This window comes from Bradyrhizobium tunisiense (genome assembly GCF_042263385.1).
Classification (GTDB): domain Bacteria; phylum Pseudomonadota; class Alphaproteobacteria; order Rhizobiales; family Xanthobacteraceae; genus Bradyrhizobium; species Bradyrhizobium tunisiense.
Window position 1 is genome coordinate 26,073 of sequence record NZ_JBHLEV010000006.1, and the last position, 26,634, is coordinate 52,706.

A 26,634-nucleotide genomic window follows, 5' to 3' on the forward strand; every position below is an offset into this window, starting at 1 on the left:
CAGCCAAGGAACAGGAAATATGGTTCGCGAACAGGAGCTCCGCGAGGGCGAGGTCGCCATCGAGCTGCCACAGACGCAAGATGCCGGCCTCGTCTTCATCGGCCGTATCCGCACGCCCTGGGCATCGCGGCTGGAGACGCCGCGACAGGGACGCCAGGACGGCCCGGTGTGCCGCCTCGAGATCTTCGAGCCGTTCGTGCCGGCCATCAAGGGCGTCGATTTCTACAGCAATCTCGAAGTGCTCTACTGGCTCGACCAGTCGCGCCGCGACATCATTCTGCAGAGCCCCAAGAACAACGAAAAGACCCGCGGCACCTTTTCGCTGCGTTCGCCGGTGCGTCCCAATCCGATCGGGACCTCGATCGTCAAGCTGGTCGGAATCGAGGGCAATGCGATCCTGGTGCGCGGGCTCGACTGCCTCGACAACACGCCGCTGATCGACATCAAGCCGGATCGTTGCGAGTTCACGCCACTGGCCGCGCCGCAGAAGGGCGATTTCGAGACGGAGTGAGGTCCGTCATTCCGGGGCGCGCCTCTTGGCGCGAGCCCGGAATCCATCGCGCGTCAGAGGTGGTGGTGGAATGGATTCTCAGGTGCGCGATTGCGCACCATAGCTCGCGACTTTGTCGCGCCCCGGAATGACGAGTGGATAGAGCTACCCCGCCTTCAACGCCGCGATCAGCTTCGCCGCATTCTCCTCCAGCACCTTGGCGTCTTCCTTGCGGCTCGCCGGCGGCAGCATCGCCACGCCGTCATGGCGCGGCATCACGTGCATGTGCAGGTGAAACACCACCTGCCCACCGGCGGGCTCGTTGAACTGCTGCACGGTGATGCCGTCGGCGTTGAACGCCTTCATCGCGGCGGCCGCGATCTTGTGGGCGCCGCGGGCGACATGGGCGTAGTCGTCAGGCTTGATGTCGAGAATGTTGCGGGCAGGGGCCTTCGGTATCACCAGCGTGTGGCCGGGGACGCGCGGCATGATGTCGAGGAAGGCGAACACGTGCTCGTCCTCGTACACCTTGGAGCAGGGCAGCTCGCCGCGCAGGATCTTCGCGAAGATGTTGTTGGTGTCGTAGGCGGTCATGACGGCTCCCAAGACTTTGCTCCCAAGAACTTTGCGCTCAGCATTTTGCGCTTACTGTCACCAGCAACGGCGAGGCGTCAAGGCGCCTCGTCAATGCCCTTGCGGAACGGGCCGAGCTCGGCGAGCTCCCGTCCGGCTTCTGCGACATAGGCGCGCTCGCGCTTGAGGTAATCGTCGATGGCGCGGCGCAGGCCGGGATCTGCGATGAAGTGGGCGGAATGGGTGGTGCGCGGCAGGTAGCCACGGGCGATCTTGTGCTCGCCCTGCGCGCCGGCCTCGACGTGCTTCAGGCCGCGTTTGATCGCGAAATCGATCGCCTGATAGTAGCAGACCTCGAAATGCAGGAACGGATGATGCTCGACCGCGCCCCAGTTGCGGCCGAACAACGTGTCCGAGCCGATGAAGTTGATCGCGCCCGCGATCCAGCGATCGTTGCGGCGGGCCATCACCAGCAGCACGTCCTCAGCCATGGTCTCGCCGATCAGCGAGAAGAACTCGCGCGTCAGATACGGCCGGCCCCATTTGCGCGAGCCGGTCTCCATGTAGAACATGAAGAATGCATCCCAGGCATCCTCGGTGATGTCCTTGCCCGTGAGCCAGTGGATGGAGATCCCGGCGGAGAGCCCATCGCGCCGCTCGCGCTTGATCGACTTGCGGTGGCGCGAGTTGAGCGTCGCCAGGAAGTCGTCGAAGCCGGTAAAGCCCTCGTTGTGCCAGTGGAACTGCTGGTCGGTGCGCTGCAGGAAGCCGTGCCTGGCGAGCAGCTTCCATTCGGCTTCGCGCGCGAAGGTGACGTGGACGGAGGAGGCCTTGCTGACGCCGCACAGCGCCACCAGCCCGCTGGCCAGAGCCTCCATGATGAGCTCGCGATCCACGCCGTCGCGGACCAGCAGCCGCGGCCCGGTTGCCGGGGTGAAGGGAACCGAGACCTGGAGCTTCGGATAATAGCGCCCGCCGGCGCGCTCATAGGCGTCCGCCCAGCCACGGTCGAAGACGTACTCTCCTTGCGAATGGGATTTCAGATAGCAGGGCACGACGCCGACGACGCGGCCATCGAGCTTCGCCACGAGATGCCGGGGCCCCCAGCCGGTGCGGATCGTCGCCGAACCCGATGTCTCGACGGCAGACAGAAATGCGTGGGAGACGAAGGGGTTATAGGCGAATTTTGAGAGCCCGAGGGAATCGCCTGCAAGTGCGGATGAGGTTCCGTTGCCAGCCTCATGGCACCGCCCGGTGGGATTGGCGCAGGCGTCCCACTCCTCCGGTGACACATTGCCTATCGAAGGTACGGCCTCGAGCGTGATGTCGGATGATGCCATCGACCCCCAAGATCGTGCATTGCAGCAGCGACTTCAAGGGGGTGGAGGGGACGCCCTCGTGTGCCTTGGGCGCGGCACAGCGCTCCGTCAACGGTGCGCTGCAGAGCCGGGGCCCATGTTGCAGCTTGTCCGGGGCACGGGCACTGCCTACGGCAGGAACCCCTCGAAAATCATCTGATCCGCATGCTGCCCGACCCGCGTCCGCTGCTCGGGCGTCCGCACGGTCCATCCCAGCAGGGCGCAGCCGAAGACGTTGCGGGCAATCCAGGGGGCGGGGGCCGGGAGGTCGTCGACCCGAAAGGCGACGAAGTGGGGCTGGGTCCGGAGGCCGTGGCGCAGATACAGCATGCTGTCGCGCTGCTCCTGAGTCAGTTTGGCCCAGTAATCGTCCTCATAGGTCCGCTGCGCGACGATGCCGCGCGGGCGGCCCGGCAACAGCTCGCGCAGCGCCAGCACCTGGTCGGGATCGAAGGACATGCCGACCGCCGGCCCGTCATAGGACGCCAGCACCTCCGCCATCCGTTTCACCAGCTTGCGGTCGCCGCCAAAATGGCTCTTCACCTCGATCACCAGCGGGACGCGGCCGGCGACGAGGGCGCAGAGGTCGCTGAGCGACATCATTCGCTCCGGCGTGTCCTTGAACTTGATCGCCTTCAACTCCGCCGCGGTCTTTTCGACCACCTCGCCGGACGCCTCGGTGAGGCGGCCGAGGGCATGGTCGTGATGCACCATGGCCTCGCCGTCGGCGGAGAGCTGGATATCGACCTCGATCGAGAAATTGCCTGCGATCGCAGCCTGCACCGCGCCCGGCATGTTTTCGACAATGCCGCGCGAAATGTCGTGCAGGCCGCGATGGGCGACCGGCCGGGCTGTCAGCCAATCCGGAGCGCGCATCCGCCTCAGGCGACCTCGAACACGCCGTCGACCTCGACCGCCGCATCGGCAGGCAGCGAGGCGACGCCGACGGTGGTGCGGGCATGGCGGCCCTTGTCACCGAAGGCGGCGACCATCAGGTCGGACGCGCCGTTCAGCACCTTCGGCCCGTCCAGGAAGTCCGGCGCCGAGTTGATGAAGCCGCCGAGGCGCACCACCCGCACAACCTTGTCGAGGTCGCCAAGCGCGGCCTTGACCTGGGCGAGCAAATTGACCGCGCAGCCGCGCGCCGCCGCCGCGCCGTCCTCGATGGAGACGCCGGCACCCAGCTTGCCCTTGGCGATCAGCTTGCCTGCGGGATCGAAGCAGACCTGGCCGGATACGAACAGCAGATTACCGGTGCGCACGAATGGCACGTAATTGGCAACGGGCGTGGGGGCCTCGTGCAGCTTGATGCCCTGTTCCGCCAGCTTCTGCTCGACCGTGCCCGCCATGTTCGACCTCGTTGTCCAGAAAAACATTCGCCCCGGCGTGTCCGCAAAGGCAGCCGGGCGCGCCCTGTTTCGCCCATCGGATCGCCACATGCAAGCAACCGAAGGGGCCGTATTTTGTTGAGGTCGGGCAGCAGGTTCAACGCACGGGCCGCAACTTTACGTGAAACGGCCTCAGTTGCGACGCAATGGAACGGTCATTAAAATGCCGAATCTGCGTTTCCCTAGGGATGAGACATGGTGCACCTTTTCCGGACATCGCTCGGTGTGATGGCGCTCGCCGCGGCCACTGTCGGCCTTGGCGGCGCGGCCCAGGCCGCCAACGGTCCGTTTCTTCCGCATCAGGCGCTCTATGATCTCAGCCTCGTGAAATCGCGCTCCAACTCGGTCAACAGCGCCCGCGGCCGCATCCTCTACAATTTCGCGGGGAACGCCTGCGAGGGCTATACTTCCGAATTCCGCCAGGTCTCCGAGCTCGACAGCGGCGAGGGCAAGGTCACGCTCAGCGACCTCCGTTCCAATTCCTGGGAGGATGCCGCCGGCAAGAGCTACCGCTTCAAGATCGAGACGCGCATGAACGAGACCGATGCCGGCCGCGTCGACGGTTCCGCCGAGCGCGACGGCGACCACATCAACGTCAAGCTGAAGCTGCCGGCGCCGAAGACTTTCACGCTCGACGGCAGCATCGTGTTCCCGACCGAGCAGATCCAGCGCATCATCGCAGCCGCCAAGGACGGCAAGTCGCTGCTCGAGCTTTCCGTCTATGACGGCTCCGACGACGGCCAGAAGGTCTACAACACGCTGACCGTGATCGGCCAGCCGATCCCAGCCGACCGCGCCACGGCGTCCGACCCCTCGACCGCGGACGAGCACATGAAATCGCTCAAACGCTGGCCCGTCACCGTCAGCTATTTCGATCGCGACGCCCAGCAGAAGGAAGGCGAGCAGACGCCGATCTATGCGATGGCGTTCGAGCTCTACGAGAACGGCGTCTCGCGTCAGCTCGTGCTCGACTACAACGATTTCGTCATCTCCGGCGCGATGGGCAAGTTCGACGTTAAGGACAGCAAGCCTTGTAATTGAGGGGCGCGTCCCGGGGCGCGCACCGCGCACTCCACTCGTGCACCGTCCCCCTGAGGTGGCCGCTTCTTCAGCGGCCCTCGAAGGGCGACGGCCCGGATCTCGCAGCGTGGCCGCTCATCCTTTCGAGGCTCGCCGAAGAAGCGAGCACCTCAGGATGACGGAGCGGCGACAGCGCCCGTGGCATCTAGCTCTCGTCACACTCTCCAGCTACGCTCCCTCCCAACCACAAACATCCGGGAGGCAAGCACCATGCCCAAGCTCGATCATCTCCGTCCCAGCGGCCTGCATCACAATCCCGCTTATTCCCACGTCGTGACGGCGACCGGCGCGCGGACCATCTACATCTCCGGCCAGGTATCCGTGGACGAGGAAGGACGCATCGTCGGCGAGGGCGATATTGCTGCGCAGACGACGCAGGTGATGCAGAATCTCGGTCACGCGTTGAAGGCGGCGGGCGCGACCTATTCCAACATCGTCAAGATCACGACCTTCGTCGTGAACTACAAGCCGGAGCTGCGCCCCATCATTGGCAAGGCCCGCTCCGCCTTCTTCGAGGGCATGGAGCCGCCGGCCTCCACGCTGGTCGGCGTCTCCGCGCTGGCCGCACCTGAATGGCTGATCGAGATCGAGGCGGTGGCTGTCGCGGATTGAAGCCGGGCTACGCTGACGTAGGCTTGGCCATCCCTAGCAGGACCGCCAGCGCCTCGTCGGCCCTGTCCGCCGGCACAAAGAGGTGATCGTGATGGAAGGCCGAAACGGCATTCACGCTGATGCCGGCTTCGGCCAGACGTGACGTGACGGCCGCCAGAAAACCCACCGCGTCGAGTGCGGAGTGAACCGTCAGAGTTATCAGGTGCGAGGCAAAGGCGTAGCGCAGTCCCGCGCGCTTGGCGTCTTCACGCCGCATCACAAGTGTCGTGCCTTCACGCTCCCGGAACGTCAGTTGCGGGCGGATGGAATCCGGCACGGGCTGATCGTGCGCAACGGTGCAGAACACGAAGATGTCCGGGTGCAGCTCCGGTTTCATGTCCTTCAACAGGGCGTTGAGATCGAGCGCACCGGCCACGGCGCGTTGCCTTTCCGCGGATGACTTCGCAATCCAGCGACAGTAATCGGTGCTATACGGAGCGCAATGGAATATGAAGCTGCAATCGATAGTTCAGGCGTGTTGCAGGCGCTGCTTGCGTTCGACCCGCGTGTCGTCGGCACGCTTCCGCTCGGGCTTGCGGTGCGGGGCAGCGACGTGGATATCGTCTGTCATGCCTTCGATCCCGTCGCCTTTTCCGAGGTGATCTGGCGACGCTATCAGGACTGCGATGACTTCCTGCTCTATCAGTGGACGTCTGCCGGACGCCCGGTGATCGCCCGTTTCGCGTGGGGCGGATGGCCGTTCGAGATATTCGGAGCTCAACGGTCGGTCGACGAGCAGCAAGGATGGCTGCATTTCGAGATCGAACGAAGACTGCTGGCGCTCGACGACGGTCGCCTGCGCGATGCCGTCATTGGGCTGAGATCGCGGGGTGCAAAGACCGAGCCGGCATTCGCCGCCGTGCTCGGGATCGGCGGGGACCCTTATCGCGGGCTGCTCGATCTCGTCCACGAGACGGACGATCAATTGCGGGTGCGGCTGCAGGGGTTGTGACGACAGCTCGCGATCGATCGAGACGATCATTCCTGCGCTTTCGGCCCGTCATAGGCAATCCCGCGGATCACCGCGGCGCTGCCGAACTTCTTGCGCAGGCTGTCCACCGCGCGCTCGGCATGGGCGGCGCGGCGGTCGAGCATGTCGGTGTCGTCGCTGGCCGAGCCGTCGCGCAGCGCGCTGACGCCGGCGCCCATCAGGCGGAAGGCGGTGCCGTCGATCTCTTTCGCCAGCATCTCACGGCAGATCGCAAAGATCTTGGCGGCGAGCTGGGTTGGGGCTGCGATCGACTGCGAGCGGGTGCGCTGGCGGAAATCGGCGGTCTTCAGCTTCAGCGTGACGGTCGTGCCGGCGAGTTCGCTGCTCTTGAGTCGCGACGACGTCTTTTCGCACAGCCGCCACAAGATCTTCTCCAGCGTCGCGAAATCGCGGATGTCGCTCTCGAAGGTGGTTTCGCTGGAAATCGTCTTGGCGCCGCGATCTGGTTCGACGCGGCGGTCATCAATGCCGCGCGCGAGCCGCCACAGCCTGCGGCCGTCGCTTGGAAACTGGCGCATCATCTCGATTTCGTCGGCCTTCTGCAGGTCGGCGATGACGCGGAAGCCGCGCTGCACGAGGCGCTCCTGCGTGGCCGGACCGACGCCGAAGATGAAGCCGACCGGCTTGTCCGCCAGCATCGCGCGCGCTTCCTCCTGGTCGAGCGTGGCAAAGCCGCGCGGCTTGTCGAGGTCGGAGGCGATCTTGGCCAGGAACTTGTTGCAGGACAGGCCGACCGAGACGGAGACGCCGACGTCGCGCTCGACCTCACGGGCAAAGCGCGCCAGCACCTTTGCCGGGATCATGCCGTGGACCCGCTCGGTGCCGGAGAGATCGAGGAAGGCCTCGTCGATCGAGAGCGGCTCGACCAGCGGCGTCAGCGCCTGCATGGCCTGGCGCACCTGCCGGCCGACGCGGACGTACTTCGCCATGTCGGGCGGGATCACCGTCGCATGCGGGCAGGCTTCGAGTGCCTTGAACATTGGCATGGCGGAGCGCACACCATAGGTGCGGGCGATGTAGCAGGCAGCCGACACCACGCCGCGCTTGCCGCCGCCGATGATGACGGGCTTGTCGGCGATATCCGGGTTATCCCGCTTTTCGACCGTCGCATAGAAGGCGTCGCAGTCGATATGGGCGATGTTCAGCGCAGACAGCGCCCGGTGGCGGACAAGGCGGGGGGAACCACAGGCCGAGCAGCGCTGCACGCCCATATCCAGGTCGGCCAGACAATCCCGGCAGAAGCAGCGGGGCCCGGCCGGATCGGGGACGGTCACGGCACGTCACGCTCCCAGGAGGGGTCGCCGAGCGCGTCGCCGAGGACCTGCCGCGCAGCGGCAACGTTGGTCGGGTGCAGGTCCACGGAGCTGGCAAAGGCCTTCACAGTGGCGTCATCGCGCAGCACGAAATCGAGCAGGCTGAGCAGGAAATTGGGGTCGGAGGCGGCATTGCGCAGGGTCTCCGGACCGACCCCTGTCTCGGCCAGGAACAGGCCCAGCCGCTCGGGCTCGCTTGCGACAAAGGACAGGGCCTGAATCGCAACGATTTCAGCGACTTCGCGAGGGTTGTGAACAGGCTTTTTCACGAGGCCGGTTTGCCTTTCCGTTAACTTTCAGTGTCTACTTTGGAATCATCATGCCCGAGTCTCGTCCGTGAGTCTTCCGGCCCCAGGCAAGCAACTGGAAACCACATCGTAGAAAGTCGACCCTCGGGTTTAACGAAACTCGAGCGAATCTGAGGCTAGTTTGAATCCAGTTTTCGAAGCGCCGGCGAGCGGCGCCTGAGGCGTCACATGTATCGGTCCTTTGGACCAATCAGGAGGGCGGGATGGCTAAGACCGTCCTGATCGTGGAAGACAACGAGCTCAACATGAAGCTCTTCCGCGACCTGTTGGAGGCGCACGGCTACCAGACCTCCGGCACCAGCAACGGTTACGAGGCGCTCGACCTCGTGCGCAAGATGCGGCCCGACCTCGTGCTGATGGATATCCAGCTGCCGCAGGTCTCGGGACTCGAGGTGACGCGCTGGATCAAGGACGATCCGGAGCTGCGTGCCATTCCCGTCGTCGCGGTCACGGCGTTCGCGATGAAGGGCGACGAAGAGCGCATCCGCGAGGGCGGCTGCGAAGCCTATTTGTCCAAGCCGATCTCGGTCGGCAAATTCATCGAGACGGTCCGGCGTTTTATCGGATAGGAAGTGAGTTCACAGTGTCCGCGCGTATCCTGGTTGTCGATGACGTTCCTGCCAACGTCAAACTCCTCGAAGCCCGCTTGTCCGCCGAATATTTCGACGTGATGACCGCCGCGAACGGCACCGAGGCGCTCGCGATCAGCCGGCGCGCCGAATGCGACATCATCCTGCTCGACGTGATGATGCCCGACATGGACGGCTACGAGGTCTGCCGCCGCCTCAAGACCGATCCGGCCACCCACCACATTCCCGTCGTGATGGTCACCGCGCTCGACAGTCCCTCCGACCGCAACCGCGGGCTGGAAGCTGGCGCCGACGACTTCCTGACCAAGCCCGTCTCCGACGTCGTGCTGATCGCGCGCGTGCGCTCGCTGACGCGGCTGAAGATGATGACGGACGAGCTGCGCATGCGCGCCATCACCTCGCTCGAGATCGGAATGCAGGCGCCCGAGCGCAGCGCCATCTCCGACACCGGCAAGGGCGGCCGCGTCCTGCTGGTCGACGACCGTCAGTCCTCCTACGAGCGGCTGGCGACGATCCTCGCCGCCGAGCACACCATCGATGTCGAGCCGAACCCGTCGGAGGCGCTGTTCCACGCTGCCGAGGGCAATTACGATCTCCTGATTGTCTCGCTCGACCTCAACAATTTCGACGGCCTGAGGCTCTGCAGCCAGGCTCGCTCGCTGGAGCGTACGCGCCACGTGCCGATCCTGGCGATCGCCGACCCCGAGAACTCGACGCGGCTGCTCCGTGGCCTCGAGATCGGCGTCAACGACTATTTGCTGCGTCCCATCGACAAGATCGAGCTCCTGGCGCGCGCCCGCACCCAGATCCGCCGCCGCCGCTACACCGATCATCTCCGCGACAACGTGCAGAACTCGATCGAGATGGCGATCACGGACGCGCTCACCGGCCTGCACAATCGCCGCTACATGGAGAGCCATCTGGCGACACTCGCAGAGCAGGCTGCAGCCCGCGGCAAGCCGCTGGCGCTGATGATCCTGGACATCGACTTCTTCAAGTCGATTAACGACAATTATGGCCACGACGCCGGCGACGACGTGCTGCGCGAATTCGCCGTGCGGGTGCGCAAGTCGATCCGGGGCATTGATCTCGCCTGCCGCTATGGCGGCGAGGAGTTCGTCATCGTGATGCCTGAGACCGATCTCCATGTCGCCGGCATGGTCGCCGAGCGCCTGCGCCGCTCGATCGCGGGCGAGCCGTTCGCGATCCACAAGGGTGCCAAGCGCATCGAGGTCACGATCTCGATCGGCCTGACCACGCTGGAGCAGAAGGGCGAGGCGGTCGCCGACGTGCTCAAGCGCGCCGACACCGCGCTGTATCGCGCCAAGCACGACGGGCGTAATCGCGTGGTGTCGCAGGCGGCGTGACGGCCGGTTTAGCAAAATTCGCAAAAACAACCCCATGCACAGTAGAAGCTGTTAGTGGGATCAATGGGTTAGGCGGTGGGCGAAATGGCTCGCGCGGGGGCGCGGATTTGACGTGTCGGGCAAAACAGGAGCATGTTGGTGGGATGGCAACGGTCCATCAAGCTCCGCTGTCATTCCCCGCGAAAGCGGGAATCCAGTACGCCGCGGCTTCTCGGTTCAATCACAATCGGCTCTGGAATACTGGATCACCCGCTTTCACGGGTGATGACACCGTCCGATGCGGCGACGGTGGTCAGTGTGGTGGACGTTTGTTTTGCGTCGTCGCAGCCTTCGATGCCTCATCCCCCACATCCACGCCAGCATTCCGCAGCAGCACTTTCGCCGCTTCCTTCGCGGCCCGCGCCATCGCGGGATCGTCACGGACGAGGTCCTGGGCGATGGAGCCGTCGACCAGCAGCACGAGCTGCGTGGCGAGCGCGTCCGCGTCCTGCACACCGAGCTCGTTAAGCCGGTCGCGAAACCAGAGGCGGCGGCTTTCCTTGAAGGCCACCGCGATCTTCTTCACGGCGCGGTCGGCAGGGCCGAGCTCGGCGACCGCATTCACGAACGGACAGCCGCGAAAATCCTTGGCCGCGAAGCGCCGCTCCAGCGAATCGAACGTGCCGAGAATCTGCTCGGCCGGGGGCTTGTCCGAGGGACGCTGAGCGACGAAGCGGCGCTCGAGATAGGCCGCGATCAGCGCGTCCTTGGACGGGAAGTGGTTGTAGAGCGTGCGCTTGGAAATGCCGATCTCGGCCGCGATGGTGTCGACGCCGACGGCACGAATGCCTTGCAGATAGAACAGCTTGTCGGCGGTCTGAAGGATCCGCTCTTTCATCGTCTGTGGGGCGGGCGGGGGAGCCATGCAGCGGAATGCGTCCTGTTCGCTTGACAGCACCTGCTATCCATAGCCTATGTAAACAGGTCTGTGTAACCAAAATCAACGGCAAAAGCGGACGACGGCAATTGCGCCGTGCCCAAAAGGGAGAAGAAAAATGCCCCTGCTGCAGGTCCTGCGTCCGACATTGCCCATCCTGATCGGCGCCTCGATCATGCTGACGCTGAGCATGGGGCTGCGGCAGAGCCTCGGCATCTTCATGCAGCCGTTGACTCATGACATCCATATTTCGATCTCGGACTTCACGCTGGCGCTGGCCGTGCAGAACCTCGCCTGGGGCTTTCTCCAGCCGCTCGCCGGCGCAATGACGGTGCGCTACGGCTTCCGTCCCATCATGATCGTGGGTTCGCTGATGTACATCGTGGGCCTCGCGCTGATGGCGACCGCGAACGGGATGATCAGCATCATGATCGGCGCCGGCGTGCTGATCGGGACGTCGCTGGCCTGCACCGCAGCCGCGATCGCGATGTCGGTGGCGGCGCGCGCGGTGCCCGCAACGGTGCGCTCCACCGTGCTCGGCATCGTCTCCGGCGCGGGCTCGCTCGGGGCGTTGTTGTCGGCGCCGATCGGACAGATGCTCAACGAGGGGTTCGGCTGGCGCATCGGCCTTGCCGGTTTCGTCGTCATGTCGGTGCTGATGATTCCGGCTGCCTGGTATGCGGGGCGCGTTGACCAGATCCCGCTGCCGAAGCCGGCCGCCGACGAGATCGACGATGCCTCGGCTGCAGCCGCGGCGAGAACCGCGTTCGGCAATGCCTCCTTCGTGGTGATGACCTGCGCCTATCTCGTCTGCGGCATGCAGCTCGTCTTCCTCACCACGCATCTGCCGTCCTATCTGGCGATCTGCGGCCTCGATCCGATGCTGAGCGCGCAGACGCTCGGCATGATCGGCGGCTTCAACGTGCTGGGCTCGCTGTTCTTCGGCTGGGCCGGCGAGCGCTGGAACAAGCTGGCGCTGCTGGGCGGCATCTACATCCTGCGCTCGGTCGCGCTGGCCTGGTATTTCATGCTGCCGGCAACGCCGTTCTCGACGCTGCTGTTCGGCGCCATCATGGGCTTTCTCTGGATGGGGGTCGGGCCGCTGGTCGCGGGCGCGGTCGCCGAGATGTTCGGCCTGCGCTGGCAGGCGATGATCCAGGGCCTCGCCTTCATGAGCCACCAGATCGGCAGCTTCCTCGGCGCGTATGGGGGAGGGCTGCTCTACGACGCGCTTGGCTCCTACACCATGGCCTGGCGCATCGGCGTCGCGCTGGGCCTGGCGGGAGGCATCGTGCAGGTGGCGTTCGCGCTTGTCAGGCCCTCGCAGCCGCCGGCGCCGGTGTTGAAGGCGGCGTAGTACGGAGGGGCTGAGCGGCCCCGTGTTGCGATGGAGATGTCATGCCGCAGCAATTGTGGCTCCATCCTGCCCGGGGGCTTCACGCTGCTGTTCCGTTACCCCCGTCGCGTCGATGCACAGCCTGACGGCCTCGCCGATGCTCGTTGCAACGAGATCGGCCTTGGCGCCTTCCCGCAGCGATTCCAGGGCAGCCGGGTCAACGTCTTTGACCCAGCAGCCCAGGATGATGGTTGCCTTCGGCAGTTTCCGTCTCAGACGCCGCACGGAATACCGCATGTGTGCCGCAGCGTGGGCATCCAGATAGACCAGGCAGACGATCGCAACGCCCGTCGTATCCAGACGAAAGACATTGGTCGTGGAAAGCGACGCCGCGCCTTCGACCCGCGCGGCGAGCCCGTGCTCGGTCGAAAGCTGGGCCAGCATGATCGCGGCCGCCTCATCGATCAGCGTGCGTCCGGCCACGCAGAGGACGGGGTGTTCGCCCTGCCAGTCCGGCGGGAGAGTCTCTTTGCGGAGGTAAGGCAGGTGTTCGTTGGCCGCATTCTCCGCAATGCCTTCAACCGCGGATGAGGCTTCGACATCTTTGGTTGAACTGCTCTTCGCGGGGGGCCGGTCGTCCTGTTCGGCAAGATCCGCTGCAAATTCGCTGACGGCGTCTCGAATCTTCGTGAGACGTTCCTGGTCGAGCGCATTGCGCTCCGCGTCGGCTTGCGCCATCTGCAAACCCTTCAGCGCAACCTCGTCATAATACGAAGCCAGCGAGCGCTCTTTCAAAAACTCCTCCGCCTTTTCGGCCGCTTCGGTCGGATCTCCCGCCAGCATCCGCTGATAGAAGATTTCCGGAGGAGAAAGCGCTGGCCGGTCTCCAAACATGACGTCGAGGAATTCCAATCGCTCCACATGCCGCCCGAGCACCACGAGGCAAATCGTGAGGGGAGTCGCAAGGACAAGGCCGATCGGTCCCCAAAGCGCTGTCCAGAACGTTGCCGATGCGACGACGGCAACGGGTGAAAGCCCCGTGCTGCGCCCGTAAACCATCGGCTCGACGACATGGCCTACGATCGGTTCAACCACAAGAAAGAGCGCGAGAGTCCAAAGCAGCATCGACCAGCCGGGATCGATGGCAACTGCGAGTGTCAGCGGAAATGCGGCGGCAATGACGGCGCCGACATAGGGAACGAAACGAAGCGCAGCCGCGAGGATGCCCCAGAGGATCGCGCTGGGAATTCCGATGACCCAGAGGCCGGTGCCGATCACCACGCCGAATGCGCCGTTCAGGAGGAGCTGGGTCAGAAACAGCTTGCTGAGGCGGCTCGCTGCATCGTCCAATGCGGCGGTGGTGCGCTGCAGATCCGAGGAGCCCGCTAGCCGAATGAAGCGGTTACGAAGATCCTCGCGTTGAATGAGGATGAAGATGACGAAAATGATGATGATGCCGGTGGTCGCGAGCGGATGAATGAGCGGAGAGATCAGGGTTCGCAGACTCTCCAGCGCGCCGGGATCGGGCTGGCGCACTTCGACCGGTACCGGTGGCGCCGAGGCATTTGAGCCAGCGACCATGCCGGTCCGGGGCGGGGACGGGGCATCCTTTGGTCTATCAAGCTCCTTGCTGAGATCCTTCAGCATGTCGGAAGCACGCTCCAGCGTGCTCCTGCCGGCCTTGGTGTCCCGGAAGGCCTGGATCTTGTCGCTGATCGTGGATTGATATCTGGGCAGGTCCCCAGCGAGTTGCGTCAGTTGGGTGGCGAGAAGGCTTCCTATCGCGAAGATCAGCATGAACGCGACGACAACCACGCTCACGACTGCCAATCCCCGCGGGGCATGGATTCGTTGCAATATTCCGACCAGCGGCGCCAGTACAAAGCTGAGGAGTATGGCCAGCGCAACGGGCACGAATATATCCCGACCGAAATAGAGCATCGAGATGATGATGACGGTCAGAACCGCGGTTGCTACTGCACCCAGCAGCGCCATCAGTTCTTCAGGGGTGCGAGGTTTGAAGGGCTGTCGCGTTACAGGCCTCATGCTGTCCCTGTCCCGTCGTCCGCTGAGCGTTTACTGAATTCAGCTGCGGGAGTGCAGGACGACACTGCATCGGACAGCCGCTCAGGGCACTGGTCCACGCGGTCTTCATGAGCGGCGGCTGTGCTGCGGCCTCGCCATCGCATGCCAACCGTTCCATCCTGAAAAGGTTCCTGTGAGCGAAAAATGGCACGACGCGCATCTCTGCCGATGGAGGAGCGCTTGGACCAAGGCCGATGCGGAGCCATCTGGCCTCATCACGCCCAAGACCCCGCGACGTTCGCCTTTGAGCAGGACAGAGACCGGACCCCGGGCCAGGCCGGGCGGCGCAACGCGGGCTGCATTCGCGTCGCCATCATGGGCGTAGGCCCCTTGATCGCGGCCGCCATCGCCGAGATGTTCGATCTGCGCTGGCAGGAGATGATCCAGGGCCTCGCCTTCATGATCTACCAGATCGGCAGCTTCCTCGGCGCATATGGAGGAGGGCTGCTATACGACGCGCTGGGTTCGCACACGATGGCCTGGCGCATTGGCGTCGCGCTCGGCCTTGCCGGGGGCACCGTCCAGTTGCGTTCGCGCTGGTCCAGCCATCGCAGCCACCGGCGCGGGTGCTGAAGGCGGCGTAGGCGGGGCGCCATCCGAACTCTGGTCTATTTCCGGAACATCGAAATGTTTTCGCTCAACCAATCCACGAGAGACCGCGGCGCGTGGCCCGTCAATTCCCTGACTGTCGTAGTTGTTTCAGCGAGCGCCGACTGGTAAAAGAGGCGGTCCAATCCGAGCAGCAAGTCGGCAACAAATTCATTCAGCCCTGTGCTGAGCAGTTTCTCGCGCTGCTCGGCCGGGCTTCGCTGCCGATATTTAACGGTCCGGCCGAGTAGCTTCGCTATCTCTTCGGCGACCTCCGACATGCTTACCGCCCGTGGTCCGGTCAGGTGATAGACGCGCTGAGCGGTCGGGTGCGCGTCGTCCAGAAGAGCAATGCGCGCGGCATCGGCGACATCGCGCGTATCGATCAGGTTGACCACTCCATCGCCCGCTGCCCCGCCCCATGAGTCATCGGCAACCTGAGCGCCGGCTCGCGCAAGGATGTCGACAAAGGTAGAAGGCCGCAAAACCGTGTAGCCGACGCCAACGGTCGCCAGATGCGCCTCGATTTGCATGTGCCAGTCCATCGGATGCAACAGTGAGGGCGGACCCATCGCCGACAATTTCACGATTCGACTCACGCCTGCGGCGGCGGCCGCGTCGATCAGTGCGATCTCATTGGCGACCTGACGAGGTGACGTGCCGTGGGCGAGAAATAGCTGATCGGCGCCGCGCAGGGCGCTGTCGAGCGTAGACGGTACGTCGAAGTCCACAGCCGCGATCGAAACGCCGGAGGGCAAGCGTTCGGCGTCCGGGTTTCGTGTTAGCGCCACAAGGTCCAGGGATTCTGAGGCCAAGCCTGCAATCAGGGCGGAGCCAACGCGGCCTGTGGCTCCGGCCACGGCGATCCGGACGCGGCTGGCGTTGGGCTGGGAGGGCTTGGCCATCTGGGTATCCTTATGTATCTTGGAACGATCAGTCCAACTATCTTGGAATGATCGTTCCATGATGTCAAGCGAGAGCCCGATGAGCGGAAAGCCCCAATTCGATGACGGTGCCGTGATCAAAGCCGCGATGGAGGTCTTCTGGCGTCACGGCTACGCCGCATCATCGATCGACGAATTGACGACGGCGATGGGTCTGTCGCGTTCCAGCCTGTACAAGCGATTTCGGGACAAGGATGGACTGTTCCAGGAGGTGCTTTCGATTTATGCCGGGCGCGTCTTGGAACGGATGAGCGGCGTTCGAGCCGATACAAAGCGCCAACAGCTCGAAGCGCTGTTGCTCGAATTCCTGCCGAGGGCGGGGAAAGCGTCGCGCCCTGCCGGTTGCATGCTGGCTCGATCCTGCGCCGAGATGGACGATTTGCCTCCCGCGGGTCGGTCGGTCGCGCTGGATGGACTGGCAAAACAGCGCGCAATCCTTCGCGAGATTTTGCGCGAGGCGGTCACACTCGGAGAGTTAACGCCAGCCGCCGATATCGATGGCATGACATGGCACTACCTCGGTGTGTTGCAAGCCATCATGAATTTGCCGCAGGCCGGGGCGACGGCTGGCGAAGTTCGCCGAGTGGTCGAACTCGCGATGCTGGCATGGCCATCCGAAACGACGACCAAGGCGACAACTCGCAAACGCCGAAGCGATTAAAGGCCGGGTTCATCCAGGTCACGTTCGCGCCAATCCGGCCATCGCAGCTACGGGCGCCGGCGTTGCGGACGGCGTAGGCGGACGCGAACGGCGGAACGTCAGCTTTGCAACAGGAGAAAGCGCTGCGGTCTCAGGTGCATCACATCGTTTCCCGGGCGAATAGCGGATGCAAAGGCGTCAGCTAGCAGCCGCGACCTTCACGTTGACGGGAACAGGCAGCTGGAGACGCAGACCCCGGGCCAAAGCCGGGCGGCGCAACGCCGGCTGCCTTGGCGGAAGCTTGCCAAAGCGCGAGAGGACCTGCATCAGCGCAGACCTGACGACCGGCTCGATCCTCGCGCAAATGAACCAGCAGACCAGGACAAGCACGCCGAGCGCGATCCAAAGGGCCGACGTGGCATCGAGGCCGGCGTCGACCAGGGCACGAATGATCGCAGCGCCAATGACGTTGTGGGTGAGATAGAGCGGGTAGGTGATCAGCCCGAGCGTCCTCAAATAGGCCGGTGATTCAGGAGCAGGGATACCGGCCGAACGCCTGCTGCGCCTCGCGGCCAGGGCAATGAGCAGCACTGCGGCCGCCCAGACTATGATTGGCACAAGCGCCGATTGATCCGCGATGGCGGGCACCGACGTCAAGAGGAACGAGGCAAAGAAGTAGATTTCCGCCGCGCCCGAAAGGCATGTGACGGCGACAGCGATCTGCTCGAGCGCGGTCAGCTGCCGGTTCGCTGAAATGAACAGCCAGATGCCGAGCGCGAAGAAGCAGCCGTGCGTCAAGAGGAACGCCGCGCAGGGCACCCGGAACATCAACATGATGAGATAAGGCAGGTCGGACGGCGTCGTGCAGGACAGCACCACGAGCGCGATCGCGTTGAAGATCGCGCTGTAGATGGTGAGGCCAAAGGCCAGGTGACGCAGCGTGATCCTCTTCGTGAGCATCGCGCAGAACACCAGGCCATAGAACGCGATCTCGGCCGCCAGCGTCCAATAGACCTCGTCGAGCCAGTCGCCGGTGACGCCCTTGGGGACCATCAGCATGGCGTGGATGTAGGGCAGGATGAATTCGGAGGCCGGCCCGCTCCCGAATATCAGCAGGACCAGGAGAGTGGCGGTGGCGCAGACCCAGACCGCCGGATAAAGCCTGAGTGCGCGGCCGAGCAGGAACGCGCCCGGCGAGGATTGGCACGCCGAATTCGCAATGACGAAACCGGAGATGACAAAGAAGATCTCGACGCCGACCCAGCCGAACCAGGTGTAGGACGCGGCGGAGGGGTAAAGTACGTCGGCGGCGACGTGACGTTCGAAACCCGGCACGCCGATCGACACCCAGGCCCAGGACCAGAACATCTGGTGGAAAATGGCGACGCCGAGCGCGGCGGCGAAGCGGAGCGGATCCAGCAGGGGCAAATGGTTTTTCACGGCAATGGACCGGATTCATGCGACGATGACGCAGGAGATAGTGAATCCGGTCAGGGTGCTCTGCGAGGTGGGTCACACATGCTCCAGCGCGCCGACCGTGCAGATCTGAATGTGGGGGTAGATGTCCTCAGCTCTCGTGCCCCGGACGCAGCGCAGCGTCACTTCCAACGAAGCGCTGCAGAGCCGGGGCTCATGTCATTGTGCCGTGTTGGCTTCTGGGTCCCGGCTCTGCGCAGCAGCGTTGCACGCTGCAGCGCGTCCGGGACACGAGATGGCACAAAATAAAACGGGGCCCGAAAGGGCCCCGCAAAACTCCTCGACGCTTAAGCCGATCTTACTTGATCTTGGCTTCGCGGAATTCGACGTGCTTGCGCGCAACCGGGTCGTACTTCTTCTTGACCAGCTTGTCGGTCATGGTGCGCGAATTCTTCTTGGCGACGTAGTAGAAGCCGGTGTCGGCCGAGGACACGAGCTTGACCTTGATGGTGACCGCTTTGGCCATGTTCTAAACCTCAGAAATGAAGGGAATTTGGAGCCGGCCAAACGGCCCGCGTTGGCCGGCAACCTAGCCAGAAACCGCCTGATGTCAAGGTTTTAGGGGTTGAAAACTGCCCGAAACGGGCCCTTTACCCCTCGAAGAACCGGTTTTTCGGCCTGGGCAGGCCGAGATTCTCCCTCAAAGTGGGCCCTTCATACTCCTTGCGGAAAATCCCGCGGCGCTGAAGCTCCGGGACGACCTTGTCGACGAAATCGTCGAGGCCGGCGGGCAGGAACGGGAACATGATGTTGAAGCCGTCGGAGCCGCGCCCAACCAGCCATTCCTCCATCTGGTCGGCAATGGTCTTGGCGGTGCCGACGAAGGATAGCCCGCCATAGCCGCCAACGCGCTGGGCGAGCTGGCGCACGGTGAGCTTGTCGCGGGCGGCGAGATCGACCATGCGCTGGCGGCCGCTCTTGCTGGCATTGGTCTCGGGAATCTCGGGGAGGGGACCATCCGGATCGAAGCCGGAAGCATCGGTGCCGAGGATGACGGAGAGCGAGGCGATGGCGCTGTCGTAATGCACGCGGCTGTCGAGCAGCGCGCGCTTCTCCCTGGCTTCATCGACGCTGTCGCCGACCACGACGAAGGCGCCTGGGAGAATCTTGAGATGCTCGGGATCGCGGCCGATTTTCTCCATGCGGCCCTTGATGTCGGCATAGAGCTTCTGCCCGTCAGCGAGGCTGCCGCCGCCGGTGAAGACGGCTTCCGCCGTTTCGGCCGCGAGCTGCTTGCCGTCTTCGGATGCGCCGGCCTGCACGATCACGGGCCAGCCCTGCACGGGGCGGGCGATGTTGAGGGGGCCGCGCACTTTCAGATATTTGCCGTTGTGGTCGAGCGTGTGCATCTTCTGGGGGTCGACGAACACCCCGCTCTCGACGTCGCGCACGAAGGCATCGTCGGCGAAGGAATCCCACAGGCCGGTGACGACATCGTAGAACTCGCGCGCGCGCTTGTAACGCTCGGCGTGCTCCATGTGATCGTCGAGGCCGAAATTCAGCGCCGCGTCGGGATTCGAGGTGGTGACGATGTTCCAGCCGGCGCGGCCGCCGCTGAGATGGTCGAGCGAGGCGAAGCGGCGCGCGACGTGATACGGCTCGTCGAACGTGGTCGAGCCCGTCGCGATCAGGCCGATGCGCTCGGTGACGGCGGAGAGCGCCGACAGCAGCGTGAACGGCTCGAACGACGTGACGGTGTGGCTGCGCTTGAGCGCGTTGATCGGCATGTTCAGCACGGCGAGGTGATCGGCCATGAAGAAGGCGTCGAATTTGCCGGCCTCCAACTTCTGGATCAGCGTCTTGATGTGCGAGAAGTTGAAATTGGCGTCGGGCCAAGCCCCGGGATAGCGCCAGGCGCCGGTGTGGATGCTGATCGGGCGCATGAATGCGCCAAGCTTGAGTTGCCGTTGTGCCATCGCCCGGGGTCCGTTCTTGGTGACGCTCGGGAACACATAGGCATGGCGGGGAACTCCGCCATCGGGAGAGGCGGGAAGATTATTTTGTTTTTTGACGCTCCCTCAGCACGTCATTCCGGGGCGCCGCGGAGCGGCGAGCTATGGTGCGCAATTGCGCACCTGAAAATCCATCGGGCCGCAAGGACTGTTGAGCGATGGATTCCGGGTTCGCGCTGCGCGCGCCCCGGAATGACGGAGGAAAGAGCCGTGTCCCGCAGTGTCGGCTAGCTCAAAACATCCTTCTGCATCTTGCCGCCATAGAAATGGAAGAAGGGCACTGGCGCGTCGTGGCGGAGTGGGCCGGTGGCAAGGCGGGTGTCGAGCTCGTTGAGCACGTTGCGCGTCATCGGATGCAGATCGGCGAGCGGCTTCGAGCCGAGCTCGACCCAGACCAGCTCGACCAGCTCGGCATCGGCATGGATCACGCCGTCGACGCGGTGGGTGATCGCGGAGGCATCCGCGGTGAAGAAGCGCGTGTCGAAGCGCTTGACGCGGCCGGGCGGAGTGATGGCACGGGCGATCAGGAACAGGCTGGAGGGATCGGGCAGCAGGCCTGCATCGGCGAACGGCTTCCAGGGGCCGTCGAGCTTCGGCGTCTTGCCCTCGGACTTGCGGCCGAGGCAGAGTCCCGTCTCCTCGCAGGCTTCACGGATCGCGGCGATGGCCAGCGACTTCGCGCGCGAGGCCGGCGTCTTCGGGCTGCCCTTGGCGAGATTGGTCTCGAGCTCGGCCGTGATCGGCGCCGCACAGGGCACGCGATAGTCGGCCTTGTCGACGCGCCCGCCCGGGAAGACGAACTTGCCGGGCATGAACACCACCTTGTCGTGGCGCTTGCCGACCAGCACTTTCGGAATGGCGCCGCTGCGATCGACCAGGATCAGGGTCGCCGCATCCCTCGGGCGGAAATACGGATGGTGGTCCGCTTCCTTTTCCTCGTGAACCCGGGCTTTCTCCGCAACTTGCGCCGTATCCGTCATGTCCTCACCCAGACCGTTCTTGCTTATTTGGCTTAGACAGGCGGAATACCATCCGGAGGGTTCTCGTCAAACCCGTGCATGCGCAGAGCCCATTGCAAGCCGACCACAGCTCCCTTGACGGGCTGCAGCAGCGCCAGTGAGGCGACGAAGGTGAAGGGCAGATAGGCGGCGAAGCTGATCCAGACCGGCGTGGTGTAATTGGTTTCGATCCACAAGACGGCCGGCACCACGATGTGGCCGACGATGACGATCACGAGATAGGCCGGCAGATCGTCGGCGCGATGCGGTGTGAAATCGAGGCCGCATTTGGCGCAATTGTCCGCGGTCTTCAGGAAGGCGCGGAACAGCTTTCCCTCGCCGCAGCGCGGGCAGCGGCCGCGAAAGCCGCGCTTCATTGCCGTCCAGAGATCTCGCTTCTCGACCAGACCCGTCTCGCGCGTCCAGATTTTTGGGGCCGTGCTCGTCGTCACCATGCTTTGCCCTTTTTACCCCCGCCTTTTGCCTTGTTCTTTCCTTTGCCCTTCTTCGGCTTGCCGGACTTGTGTTTTGCCGGCTTGCGTTTTTTATCCGGGCTGCGTCCGGGATGCGCCTTGAACGAGGGGCGGCGTTGCGGGCCGGATGGCCTGCGGCCTCGCGGCGCGCTTTCACTGGCCGACGACAGCAGCTCGAAGCGCAGCGCGCCCGCGATGGGAGCAGCTTCTATCAGGCGGACGTCGACCACGTCGCCGAGCTGATACATGGTGCCGCTGCGCGTGCCGACGAGGGCGTGCCGGCCCTCGTCATAGTTGAAATATTCCGTGCCGAGGGATCGGATCGGGATCAGGCCGTCGGCGCCGGTCTCGGCAAGCTTGACGAACAGGCCGGCGCGCGTGACGCCGGAGACGCGGCCCTGGAAGCTTGAACCGATGCGATCGGCGAGATGGTGGGCGATCAGGCGATCGACGGTCTCGCGCTCCGCCTTCATCGCGCGGCGTTCGGTCACCGAGATGTGGGCGGCGACCTCGCCGAGGCTTTCCGGCGACTCGCTGTCGGGCAGGGCGCCTTCGCCGAGGCCGAGCGCGCGAACCAGCGCGCGGTGCACGACGAGGTCGGCATAGCGGCGGATCGGCGAGGTGAAGTGCGCGTAGCGGCGCAGGTTCAGGCCGAAATGACCGTAATTTTCGGAGGAATATTCGGCCTGCGCCTGGGCCCGCAGCACCACCTCGCTCACCAGCGGGTAATAATCATGGCCTTCGAGCTGGGCCAACACGCGGTTGAACAGGGTAGGGCGTAGCGCGCCTGATTTGGTGAAGGGGATATCCAGCGTTTCAAGAAATTCACTGAGCGCGTGGACCTTTTCCAAGGTCGGCTCGTCATGCACGCGGTAGATCAGCGGGAGCGACTTCTTCTCCAGCATCTCGGCCGCGGCGACGTTGGCGAGGATCATGAACTCCTCGATCAGCTTGTGCGCGTCGAGCCTTTCCGGCACGACGACGCGGTCGACCGTGCCGTCGCTCTTCAGGAGGATCTTGCGCTCGGGCAGATCGAGATTGAGCGGATCGCGCTCGTCGCGTGCGCGCTTGGCGCAGGCATAGGCGGCATAGAGCGGCCGCAGGATCGGATCGAGTAGGGGGCCGGTGGCGTCGTCCGGCCGGCCGTCGATCGCGGCCTGCGCCTGCGCATAGCTCAGCTTTGCGGCCGAGCGCATCAGGATGCGATGAAAACTGTGCGAACGCTTGCGGCCGTCGGGGCCGAGCACCATCCGCACCGCGAGCGCGCCGCGCGGCTCGCCCGGCACCAGCGAGCACAGATTGTTGGAGATGCGCTCGGGCAGCATCGGCACGACGCGGTCGGGGAAGTAGACCGAGTTGCCGCGGTCGAGCGCGTCGCGGTCGAGCGCGGTCCCCGGCCGGACGTAGAAGCTGACGTCGGCGATGGCGACGTTGACGATGAAGCCGCCCTTGTTGTTCGGATCAGGATCGGGCTCGGCGTGCACCGCGTCGTCATGATCTTTCGCGTCCGGCGGATCGATGGTGACGAGCGGCACGTCGCGCCAGTCCTCGCGCCCCTTCAGGTTCGCGGGCTCTGCGGCTTCCGCCTCGCGCTCGGCGGCAGGTGAGAATTGCAGGGGGATGTCATGGGCGTAGATTGCGATCAGGCTGATCGCCTTCTCCGACTTGACCGAGCCGAGCTTCTCCTTGACCCGGCCGGACGCAAGCCCAAAGCTGCGCGTGCGGACGATGTCGACGCTGACGAGGTCGCCGTCCTGCGCGCCGTGCGTATCGGCCGCCGCGATGTTCAGTTCGCGGTCGGCGGCCTTCTTGTCGACGGGCACGAGCCGGCCGCCGCCTTCGGGAAGGCTGCGGAACACGCCGAGGATACGGCTCTTGGCCTTGTCGAAGACCTTGATGACGTGGCCGAGATAGGCCGGGCCTTCGGCCTCGTTGCTCGGCTCGACGCGCAGCAGCACGCGGTCGCGAACACCGGCGACGGTGCCCGGCTTTGGCCGGCGCGGCATCTGGATGCGGATCTTCGGCGGCTCGCCGCTTTCGACCTCGTCCCATTCCGTGGGGGAGGCGATCAATTCGCCGTCGGAGTCGCGTCCGGTAATGTCGGCGACAAGGGTCGGCGGCAGCGCGTCCGGCTCGGACACCTTGTGACGCTTTTTCTTGATGGTCCCGTCGTCGGCGAGCTCGCGCAGCATGCGCTTGAGCTCGACGCGATCGGCGTTCTTCAGGCCGAACTCGCGCGCAATTTCGCGAGTCCCGACCTTTCCTGGATTTGCCTTGATGAAGGCGACGATGGCTTGCCTGTCGGGAAAGCCACGGTCATTTTTGCGTTTCACTTAGCCTCTAATTCTTGATCTCAAGTCTTGCCGGCACTCTTCTTGGCCGGAGCCTTGCTGGCGGCGGCCTTGGTCGGCGACGTCTTTGCCGACGACGGCACGGCGGCGCGCGCCTTGCTGGTGGATTCGGTTTTCGATTTGGCCGCGGCTTTCTTCGCGGCCGGTTTCTTCGGCTTTGGCGCGGCGTCCTCGCCGTCCGCGGCCTTCGCCACAGCCTTCTTGCCCTTGGCCGGCTTTGCGGCCTTCTTCGGCTTCTTGCCGCCGCCCTTGGCCGCGCGCTCGTCGATCAGCGCGATCGCCTGCGGCAGCGTGACGGTGTCCTTTTCGAACTCGGCCGGGATCGTCGCGTTGACGCCGCCGGCGGTGACGTAAGCGCCGTAACGGCCGCTCTTGACGGTGACGGTGCCCAGCGTCGGATGATCGCCGATCGCCTTGCCGGGATCGGCGCCGAAGCGGCGGCTCGGGCCCTTGGCGACCTTCTCCGCGATCAGCGTGACCGCGCGGTTGAGGCCGATGTCGAACACCTCGTCGCCGGCTTCCAGGCTGGCATAGGTCTTCTCGTGCTTCACGAACGGCCCGAAGCGGCCGAGACCCGCGGTGATGGGCTGGCCGGTTTCCGGATGCTTGCCGATCTCGCGCGGCAGCGACAGCAGCTTCAGCGCGAGCTCGAGCTCGACATCGCCGGGCGAGGTGCCCTTCGGGATGCCTGCGCGCTTCGGCTTCTCGCCTTCCTCGTAGTCCTTCTGCTCGCCGAGCTGGATGTAGGGGCCGAAGCGGCCGGCCTTGACCCAGACATCGCGACCGGTCTCGGGGTCCTGGCCGAGCGAGCGGTCGGCAGTCGCCTCGCCATCGGCGGCGAGCTGGCGGGTGTAGCGGCACTCAGGATAGTTCGAGCAGCCGACGAAGGCGCCGAACTTGCCGGCCTTCAGATTGAGGCGGCCATTGCCGCAGCTGGGGCACTGCCTGATGTCGCCCCCATCGGGCCGCGGCGGATAGATGTGCTGTCCGAGCATGTCGTCCAGCACGTCGAGCACCTGCGCCACGCGCAGATCCTTGATCTCGTCGACGGCGCCGATGAAGCCGGTCCAGAAATCCTTCAGCACCTGCTGCCAGGAGATCTCATTGTTGGAGATGCGGTCGAGCTGCTCTTCCAGATTGGCGGTGAAATCGTATTCGACGTAGCGGGCAAAGAAGCTTTCGAGGAACGCGACCACGACGCGGCCCTTGTCCTCGCCGTGCAGGCGCTTCTTCTCCAGCTTGACGTAGCCGCGGTCCTTCAGCACCTGGAGGATCGAGGCATAGGTCGAGGGCCGGCCGATGCCGAGTTCTTCCATGCGCTTGACGAGCGAGGCCTCGGAGAAGCGCGGCGGCGGCTCGGTGAAATGCTGGGTGACCGACAGGCTCTGCCGCTTGAGCGCGTCGTTCGGGCTCATCGCGGGCAGGCGGCGCGAATCCTCGTCTTCCTCGTCGTCGCGGCCTTCCTGGTAGAGCGCGAGGAAGCCGTCGAACTTGACGACCTGACCGGTGGCGCGCAGCTCGAGCGTGCGGCCACCCGCCTTCGCCGCGATGTCGACGGTGGTGCGCTCCAGCTCGGCGGATTCCATCTGGCTCGCGATGGTGCGCTTCCAGATCAGCTCATAGAGTTTCGCCTGATCGGCATCGAGCCTGCGGCTCATGCTGTCGGGGCGGCGGGACATGTCGGTCGGGCGGATCGCTTCGTGCGCTTCCTGCGCGTTCTTGGCCTTGGCCTGATACTGGCGCGGCGCGTCCGGCACGTAGGCGTTGCCGTAATCCTCGCCGATCACCTTGCGCGCCTGGGTGATCGCGGACGGATCGATCTGCACGCCGTCGGTACGCATATAAGTAATGAGTCCGGTGGTCTCGCCGCCGATGTCGATGCCTTCATAGAGGCGCTGGGCGATGCGCATCGTGTGCGCCGGCGCGAAGCCGTATTTGCGGCTAGCTTCCTGCTGCAGCGTCGAGGTGGTGAAGGGCGCCTGCGGATTGCGCCGGGCCGGCTTTGCGTCGACCGCGGTGACGGCATAGCTGGCGGCTTCCAGCGCCTTCTTGAAGTCTTCGGCTTCCGCGCCGGTGCCGATGTCGAGGCGCTGGATCTTCTTGCCGTCGGCGCCGACGAGGCGGGCCTCGAACGCATCGCCGCGCGGGGTCAAGAGGGTTGCGATCAGCGACCAATATTCGCGCGCGACGAACTTCTCGATCTCGAGCTCGCGGTCGCACACGAGGCGCAGCGCCACCGACTGCACGCGGCCGGCCGAGCGGGCGCCCGGCAGCTTGCGCCACAGCACGGGCGAGAGGGTGAAGCCGACGAGGTAGTCCAGCGCACGGCGCGCCATATAGGCGTCGACCAGCGCACCGTCGATCTGGCGCGGATGCTTCATCGCGTCCGTGACCGCCTGCTTGGTGATGGCGTTGAACACCACGCGCTCTATCTTCTGGTCCTTCAGCGCGCGCTTTTCCTTCAGCACCTCCAGCACGTGCCAGGAGATGGCCTCGCCCTCGCGATCAGGGTCGGTGGCGAGAATCAGGCGGTCGGCGTTCTTCAGGGACTTGGCGATGTCGTTGAGCCGGCCGGCCGCCTTGGGGTCGACCTCCCAGATCATCTTGAAATTGGCCTCGGGATCGACGGAGCCGTTCTTGGCGGGCAGGTCGCGGACATGGCCGAACGAAGCCAGGACCTCGTACGACGAGCCCAGATATTTGTTGATCGTCTTGGCTTTCGCCGGCGACTCCACAATGACGATATTCATGTAGTTCCAGTAACTT

At 64.5% G+C, this 26,634-nt stretch carries 25 protein-coding genes and 1 pseudogene; 9 read left to right on the forward strand and 17 right to left on the reverse strand.

Going from position 1 to position 26,634, the window contains the following annotated elements:
- The first annotated feature begins 19 nt into the window (after positions 1-19).
- Positions 20-511, forward strand: a complete 492-nt coding sequence (gene tsaA / locus ACFDR6_RS24720) for a tRNA (N6-threonylcarbamoyladenosine(37)-N6)-methyltransferase TrmO (RefSeq protein WP_375859845.1) — start codon at positions 20-22, stop codon at positions 509-511.
- Between the two features lie 144 nt (positions 512-655).
- On the opposite strand, the gene ACFDR6_RS24725 is transcribed toward tsaA, so the two are convergent.
- The 4 genes from ACFDR6_RS24725 to ACFDR6_RS24740 all read right to left on the reverse strand — a co-directional run bounded on the left by ACFDR6_RS24725 (position 656) and on the right by ACFDR6_RS24740 (position 3,770).
- A complete protein-coding gene (locus ACFDR6_RS24725) occupies positions 656-1,084 on the reverse strand; it encodes an HIT family protein (protein WP_375859846.1) in 429 nt (142 codons plus the stop codon).
- A 77-nt stretch (positions 1,085-1,161) separates the two neighbouring features.
- Positions 1,162-2,403, reverse strand: a complete 1,242-nt coding sequence (locus tag ACFDR6_RS24730) for a GNAT family N-acetyltransferase (protein WP_375859847.1) — start codon at positions 2,401-2,403, stop codon at positions 1,162-1,164.
- A 147-nt stretch (positions 2,404-2,550) separates the two neighbouring features.
- A complete protein-coding gene (locus ACFDR6_RS24735; protein ID WP_375859848.1) occupies positions 2,551-3,297 on the reverse strand; it encodes a glycerophosphodiester phosphodiesterase in 747 nt (248 codons plus the stop codon).
- Positions 3,298-3,302: 5 nt separating this feature from the next.
- A complete protein-coding gene (locus ACFDR6_RS24740) occupies positions 3,303-3,770 on the reverse strand; it encodes a RidA family protein (RefSeq protein WP_018321130.1) in 468 nt (155 codons plus the stop codon).
- A 234-nt stretch (positions 3,771-4,004) separates the two neighbouring features.
- On the opposite strand from ACFDR6_RS24740, the gene ACFDR6_RS24745 reads away from it, so the two are divergent.
- Both ACFDR6_RS24745 and ACFDR6_RS24750 read left to right on the forward strand, forming a co-directional pair.
- Complete coding sequence (locus ACFDR6_RS24745) at positions 4,005-4,850, forward strand: cell envelope integrity EipB family protein (protein ID WP_375859849.1); 846 nt, start codon at positions 4,005-4,007, stop codon at positions 4,848-4,850.
- Between the two features lie 249 nt (positions 4,851-5,099).
- On the forward strand, positions 5,100-5,501 hold the full coding sequence (locus tag ACFDR6_RS24750) for a RidA family protein (protein WP_212089535.1): 402 nt from the start codon (positions 5,100-5,102) through the stop codon (positions 5,499-5,501).
- 7 nt (positions 5,502-5,508) lie between these two features.
- On the opposite strand, the gene ACFDR6_RS24755 is transcribed toward ACFDR6_RS24750, so the two are convergent.
- Entirely contained in the window at positions 5,509-5,916 is a 408-nt protein-coding gene (locus ACFDR6_RS24755; protein ID WP_375859850.1) for an ACT domain-containing protein, read from the reverse strand.
- Between the two features lie 66 nt (positions 5,917-5,982).
- On the opposite strand from ACFDR6_RS24755, the gene ACFDR6_RS24760 reads away from it, so the two are divergent.
- Entirely contained in the window at positions 5,983-6,492 is a 510-nt protein-coding gene (locus tag ACFDR6_RS24760; protein ID WP_375859851.1) for a DUF4269 domain-containing protein, read from the forward strand.
- A gap of 26 nt (positions 6,493-6,518) precedes the next feature.
- Here ACFDR6_RS24760 and ACFDR6_RS24765 read toward each other — a convergent pair whose 3' ends face one another.
- The gene (locus ACFDR6_RS24765; RefSeq protein WP_375859852.1) at positions 6,519-7,805 is read right to left on the reverse strand and encodes a DNA polymerase IV; all 1,287 of its coding nucleotides are present in this window, start codon (positions 7,803-7,805) and stop codon (positions 6,519-6,521) included.
- Entirely contained in the window at positions 7,802-8,113 is a 312-nt protein-coding gene (locus ACFDR6_RS24770) for a DUF3572 domain-containing protein (protein WP_317243744.1), read from the reverse strand. Before ACFDR6_RS24770 ends, ACFDR6_RS24765 begins: the two co-directional genes overlap by 4 nt.
- Positions 8,114-8,355: 242 nt before the next feature.
- Here ACFDR6_RS24770 and ACFDR6_RS24775 point away from each other — a divergent pair, with 242 nt between their 5' ends.
- Together ACFDR6_RS24775 and ACFDR6_RS24780 are read left to right on the forward strand one after the other, a co-directional pair.
- Positions 8,356-8,721: a response regulator gene (locus ACFDR6_RS24775; RefSeq protein WP_008566616.1), complete on the forward strand. Its 366-nt coding sequence runs from the start codon at positions 8,356-8,358 to the stop codon at positions 8,719-8,721.
- A gap of 14 nt (positions 8,722-8,735) precedes the next feature.
- Positions 8,736-10,109 (forward strand): PleD family two-component system response regulator, encoded by a 1,374-nt coding sequence (locus ACFDR6_RS24780; RefSeq protein WP_375859853.1) that lies wholly within the window; start codon positions 8,736-8,738, stop codon positions 10,107-10,109.
- A gap of 292 nt (positions 10,110-10,401) precedes the next feature.
- Here ACFDR6_RS24780 and ACFDR6_RS24785 read toward each other — a convergent pair whose 3' ends face one another.
- Positions 10,402-11,013 (reverse strand): TetR/AcrR family transcriptional regulator, encoded by a 612-nt coding sequence (locus tag ACFDR6_RS24785; protein ID WP_375859854.1) that lies wholly within the window; start codon positions 11,011-11,013, stop codon positions 10,402-10,404.
- Between the two features lie 130 nt (positions 11,014-11,143).
- Here ACFDR6_RS24785 and ACFDR6_RS24790 point away from each other — a divergent pair, with 130 nt between their 5' ends.
- Positions 11,144-12,382, forward strand: coding sequence for an MFS transporter (locus tag ACFDR6_RS24790; RefSeq protein ID WP_212089546.1), 1,239 nt, complete (start codon positions 11,144-11,146; stop codon positions 12,380-12,382).
- Between the two features lie 39 nt (positions 12,383-12,421).
- On the opposite strand, the gene ACFDR6_RS24795 is transcribed toward ACFDR6_RS24790, so the two are convergent.
- Positions 12,422-14,356 carry an AI-2E family transporter gene (locus ACFDR6_RS24795; RefSeq protein ID WP_212089547.1) on the reverse strand — a complete coding sequence of 645 codons (1,935 nt, stop codon included), beginning with the start codon at positions 14,354-14,356 and terminating at the stop codon, positions 12,422-12,424.
- 405 nt (positions 14,357-14,761) lie between these two features.
- On the opposite strand from ACFDR6_RS24795, the pseudogene ACFDR6_RS24800 reads away from it, so the two are divergent.
- Positions 14,762-15,030, forward strand: a pseudogene (locus ACFDR6_RS24800) (MFS transporter); the annotation flags it as partial.
- A 24-nt stretch (positions 15,031-15,054) separates the two neighbouring features.
- Here the strand turns inward: ACFDR6_RS24800 and ACFDR6_RS24805 are convergent.
- Complete coding sequence (locus tag ACFDR6_RS24805) at positions 15,055-15,939, reverse strand: SDR family oxidoreductase (protein WP_375859855.1); 885 nt, start codon at positions 15,937-15,939, stop codon at positions 15,055-15,057.
- Between the two features lie 79 nt (positions 15,940-16,018).
- Here ACFDR6_RS24805 and ACFDR6_RS24810 point away from each other — a divergent pair, with 79 nt between their 5' ends.
- Positions 16,019-16,639: a TetR/AcrR family transcriptional regulator gene (locus ACFDR6_RS24810; protein WP_375859857.1), complete on the forward strand. Its 621-nt coding sequence runs from the start codon at positions 16,019-16,021 to the stop codon at positions 16,637-16,639.
- 177 nt (positions 16,640-16,816) lie between these two features.
- On the opposite strand, the gene ACFDR6_RS24815 is transcribed toward ACFDR6_RS24810, so the two are convergent.
- The 7 genes from ACFDR6_RS24815 to topA form a co-directional block, all read right to left on the reverse strand.
- Positions 16,817-18,058 carry an acyltransferase family protein gene (locus tag ACFDR6_RS24815; RefSeq protein ID WP_212089551.1) on the reverse strand — a complete coding sequence of 414 codons (1,242 nt, stop codon included), beginning with the start codon at positions 18,056-18,058 and terminating at the stop codon, positions 16,817-16,819.
- A gap of 334 nt (positions 18,059-18,392) precedes the next feature.
- Positions 18,393-18,560, reverse strand: a complete 168-nt coding sequence (rpmG, locus tag ACFDR6_RS24820) for a 50S ribosomal protein L33 (RefSeq protein ID WP_007603295.1) — start codon at positions 18,558-18,560, stop codon at positions 18,393-18,395.
- A 124-nt stretch (positions 18,561-18,684) separates the two neighbouring features.
- Complete coding sequence (locus ACFDR6_RS24825) at positions 18,685-20,010, reverse strand: LLM class flavin-dependent oxidoreductase (RefSeq protein ID WP_375859858.1); 1,326 nt, start codon at positions 20,008-20,010, stop codon at positions 18,685-18,687.
- 263 nt (positions 20,011-20,273) lie between these two features.
- Complete coding sequence (locus ACFDR6_RS24830) at positions 20,274-21,026, reverse strand: NUDIX hydrolase (protein WP_375859859.1); 753 nt, start codon at positions 21,024-21,026, stop codon at positions 20,274-20,276.
- A gap of 32 nt (positions 21,027-21,058) precedes the next feature.
- Complete coding sequence (locus ACFDR6_RS24835) at positions 21,059-21,499, reverse strand: DUF983 domain-containing protein (RefSeq protein ID WP_212089555.1); 441 nt, start codon at positions 21,497-21,499, stop codon at positions 21,059-21,061.
- The gene (gene rnr / locus ACFDR6_RS24840; RefSeq protein WP_375859860.1) at positions 21,493-23,850 is read right to left on the reverse strand and encodes a ribonuclease R; all 2,358 of its coding nucleotides are present in this window, start codon (positions 23,848-23,850) and stop codon (positions 21,493-21,495) included. The genes ACFDR6_RS24835 and rnr overlap by 7 nt, the downstream gene beginning before the upstream one ends.
- A gap of 20 nt (positions 23,851-23,870) precedes the next feature.
- The gene (gene topA / locus ACFDR6_RS24845) at positions 23,871-26,618 is read right to left on the reverse strand and encodes a type I DNA topoisomerase (protein ID WP_375859861.1); all 2,748 of its coding nucleotides are present in this window, start codon (positions 26,616-26,618) and stop codon (positions 23,871-23,873) included.
- Positions 26,619-26,634: the final 16 nt, after the last annotated feature.

Coding starts and splice junctions, on each gene's coding strand:
- ACFDR6_RS24790 (WP_212089546.1), top strand. CDS start 11,144: ATGCCCCTGCTGCAGGTCCTGCGTCCGACATTGCCCATCCTGATCGGC.
- ACFDR6_RS24825 (WP_375859858.1), bottom strand. CDS start 20,010: ATGGCACAACGGCAACTCAAGCTTGGCGCATTCATGCGCCCGATCAGC.
- ACFDR6_RS24795 (WP_212089547.1), bottom strand. CDS start 14,356: ATGGCGCTGCTGGGTGCAGTAGCAACCGCGGTTCTGACCGTCATCATC.
- tsaA (WP_375859845.1), top strand. CDS start 20: ATGGTTCGCGAACAGGAGCTCCGCGAGGGCGAGGTCGCCATCGAGCTG.
- ACFDR6_RS24735 (WP_375859848.1), bottom strand. CDS start 3,297: ATGCGCGCTCCGGATTGGCTGACAGCCCGGCCGGTCGCCCATCGCGGC.
- ACFDR6_RS24805 (WP_375859855.1), bottom strand. CDS start 15,939: ATGGCCAAGCCCTCCCAGCCCAACGCCAGCCGCGTCCGGATCGCCGTG.
- ACFDR6_RS24775 (WP_008566616.1), top strand. CDS start 8,356: ATGGCTAAGACCGTCCTGATCGTGGAAGACAACGAGCTCAACATGAAG.
- ACFDR6_RS24830 (WP_375859859.1), bottom strand. CDS start 21,026: ATGACGGATACGGCGCAAGTTGCGGAGAAAGCCCGGGTTCACGAGGAA.
- rpmG (WP_007603295.1), bottom strand. CDS start 18,560: ATGGCCAAAGCGGTCACCATCAAGGTCAAGCTCGTGTCCTCGGCCGAC.
- topA (WP_375859861.1), bottom strand. CDS start 26,618: ATGAATATCGTCATTGTGGAGTCGCCGGCGAAAGCCAAGACGATCAAC.
- ACFDR6_RS24810 (WP_375859857.1), top strand. CDS start 16,019: ATGAGCGGAAAGCCCCAATTCGATGACGGTGCCGTGATCAAAGCCGCG.
- ACFDR6_RS24745 (WP_375859849.1), top strand. CDS start 4,005: ATGGTGCACCTTTTCCGGACATCGCTCGGTGTGATGGCGCTCGCCGCG.
- ACFDR6_RS24740 (WP_018321130.1), bottom strand. CDS start 3,770: ATGGCGGGCACGGTCGAGCAGAAGCTGGCGGAACAGGGCATCAAGCTG.
- ACFDR6_RS24730 (WP_375859847.1), bottom strand. CDS start 2,403: ATGGCATCATCCGACATCACGCTCGAGGCCGTACCTTCGATAGGCAAT.
- ACFDR6_RS24835 (WP_212089555.1), bottom strand. CDS start 21,499: ATGGTGACGACGAGCACGGCCCCAAAAATCTGGACGCGCGAGACGGGT.
- ACFDR6_RS24760 (WP_375859851.1), top strand. CDS start 5,983: ATGGAATATGAAGCTGCAATCGATAGTTCAGGCGTGTTGCAGGCGCTG.
- ACFDR6_RS24725 (WP_375859846.1), bottom strand. CDS start 1,084: ATGACCGCCTACGACACCAACAACATCTTCGCGAAGATCCTGCGCGGC.
- ACFDR6_RS24750 (WP_212089535.1), top strand. CDS start 5,100: ATGCCCAAGCTCGATCATCTCCGTCCCAGCGGCCTGCATCACAATCCC.
- ACFDR6_RS24785 (WP_375859854.1), bottom strand. CDS start 11,013: ATGGCTCCCCCGCCCGCCCCACAGACGATGAAAGAGCGGATCCTTCAG.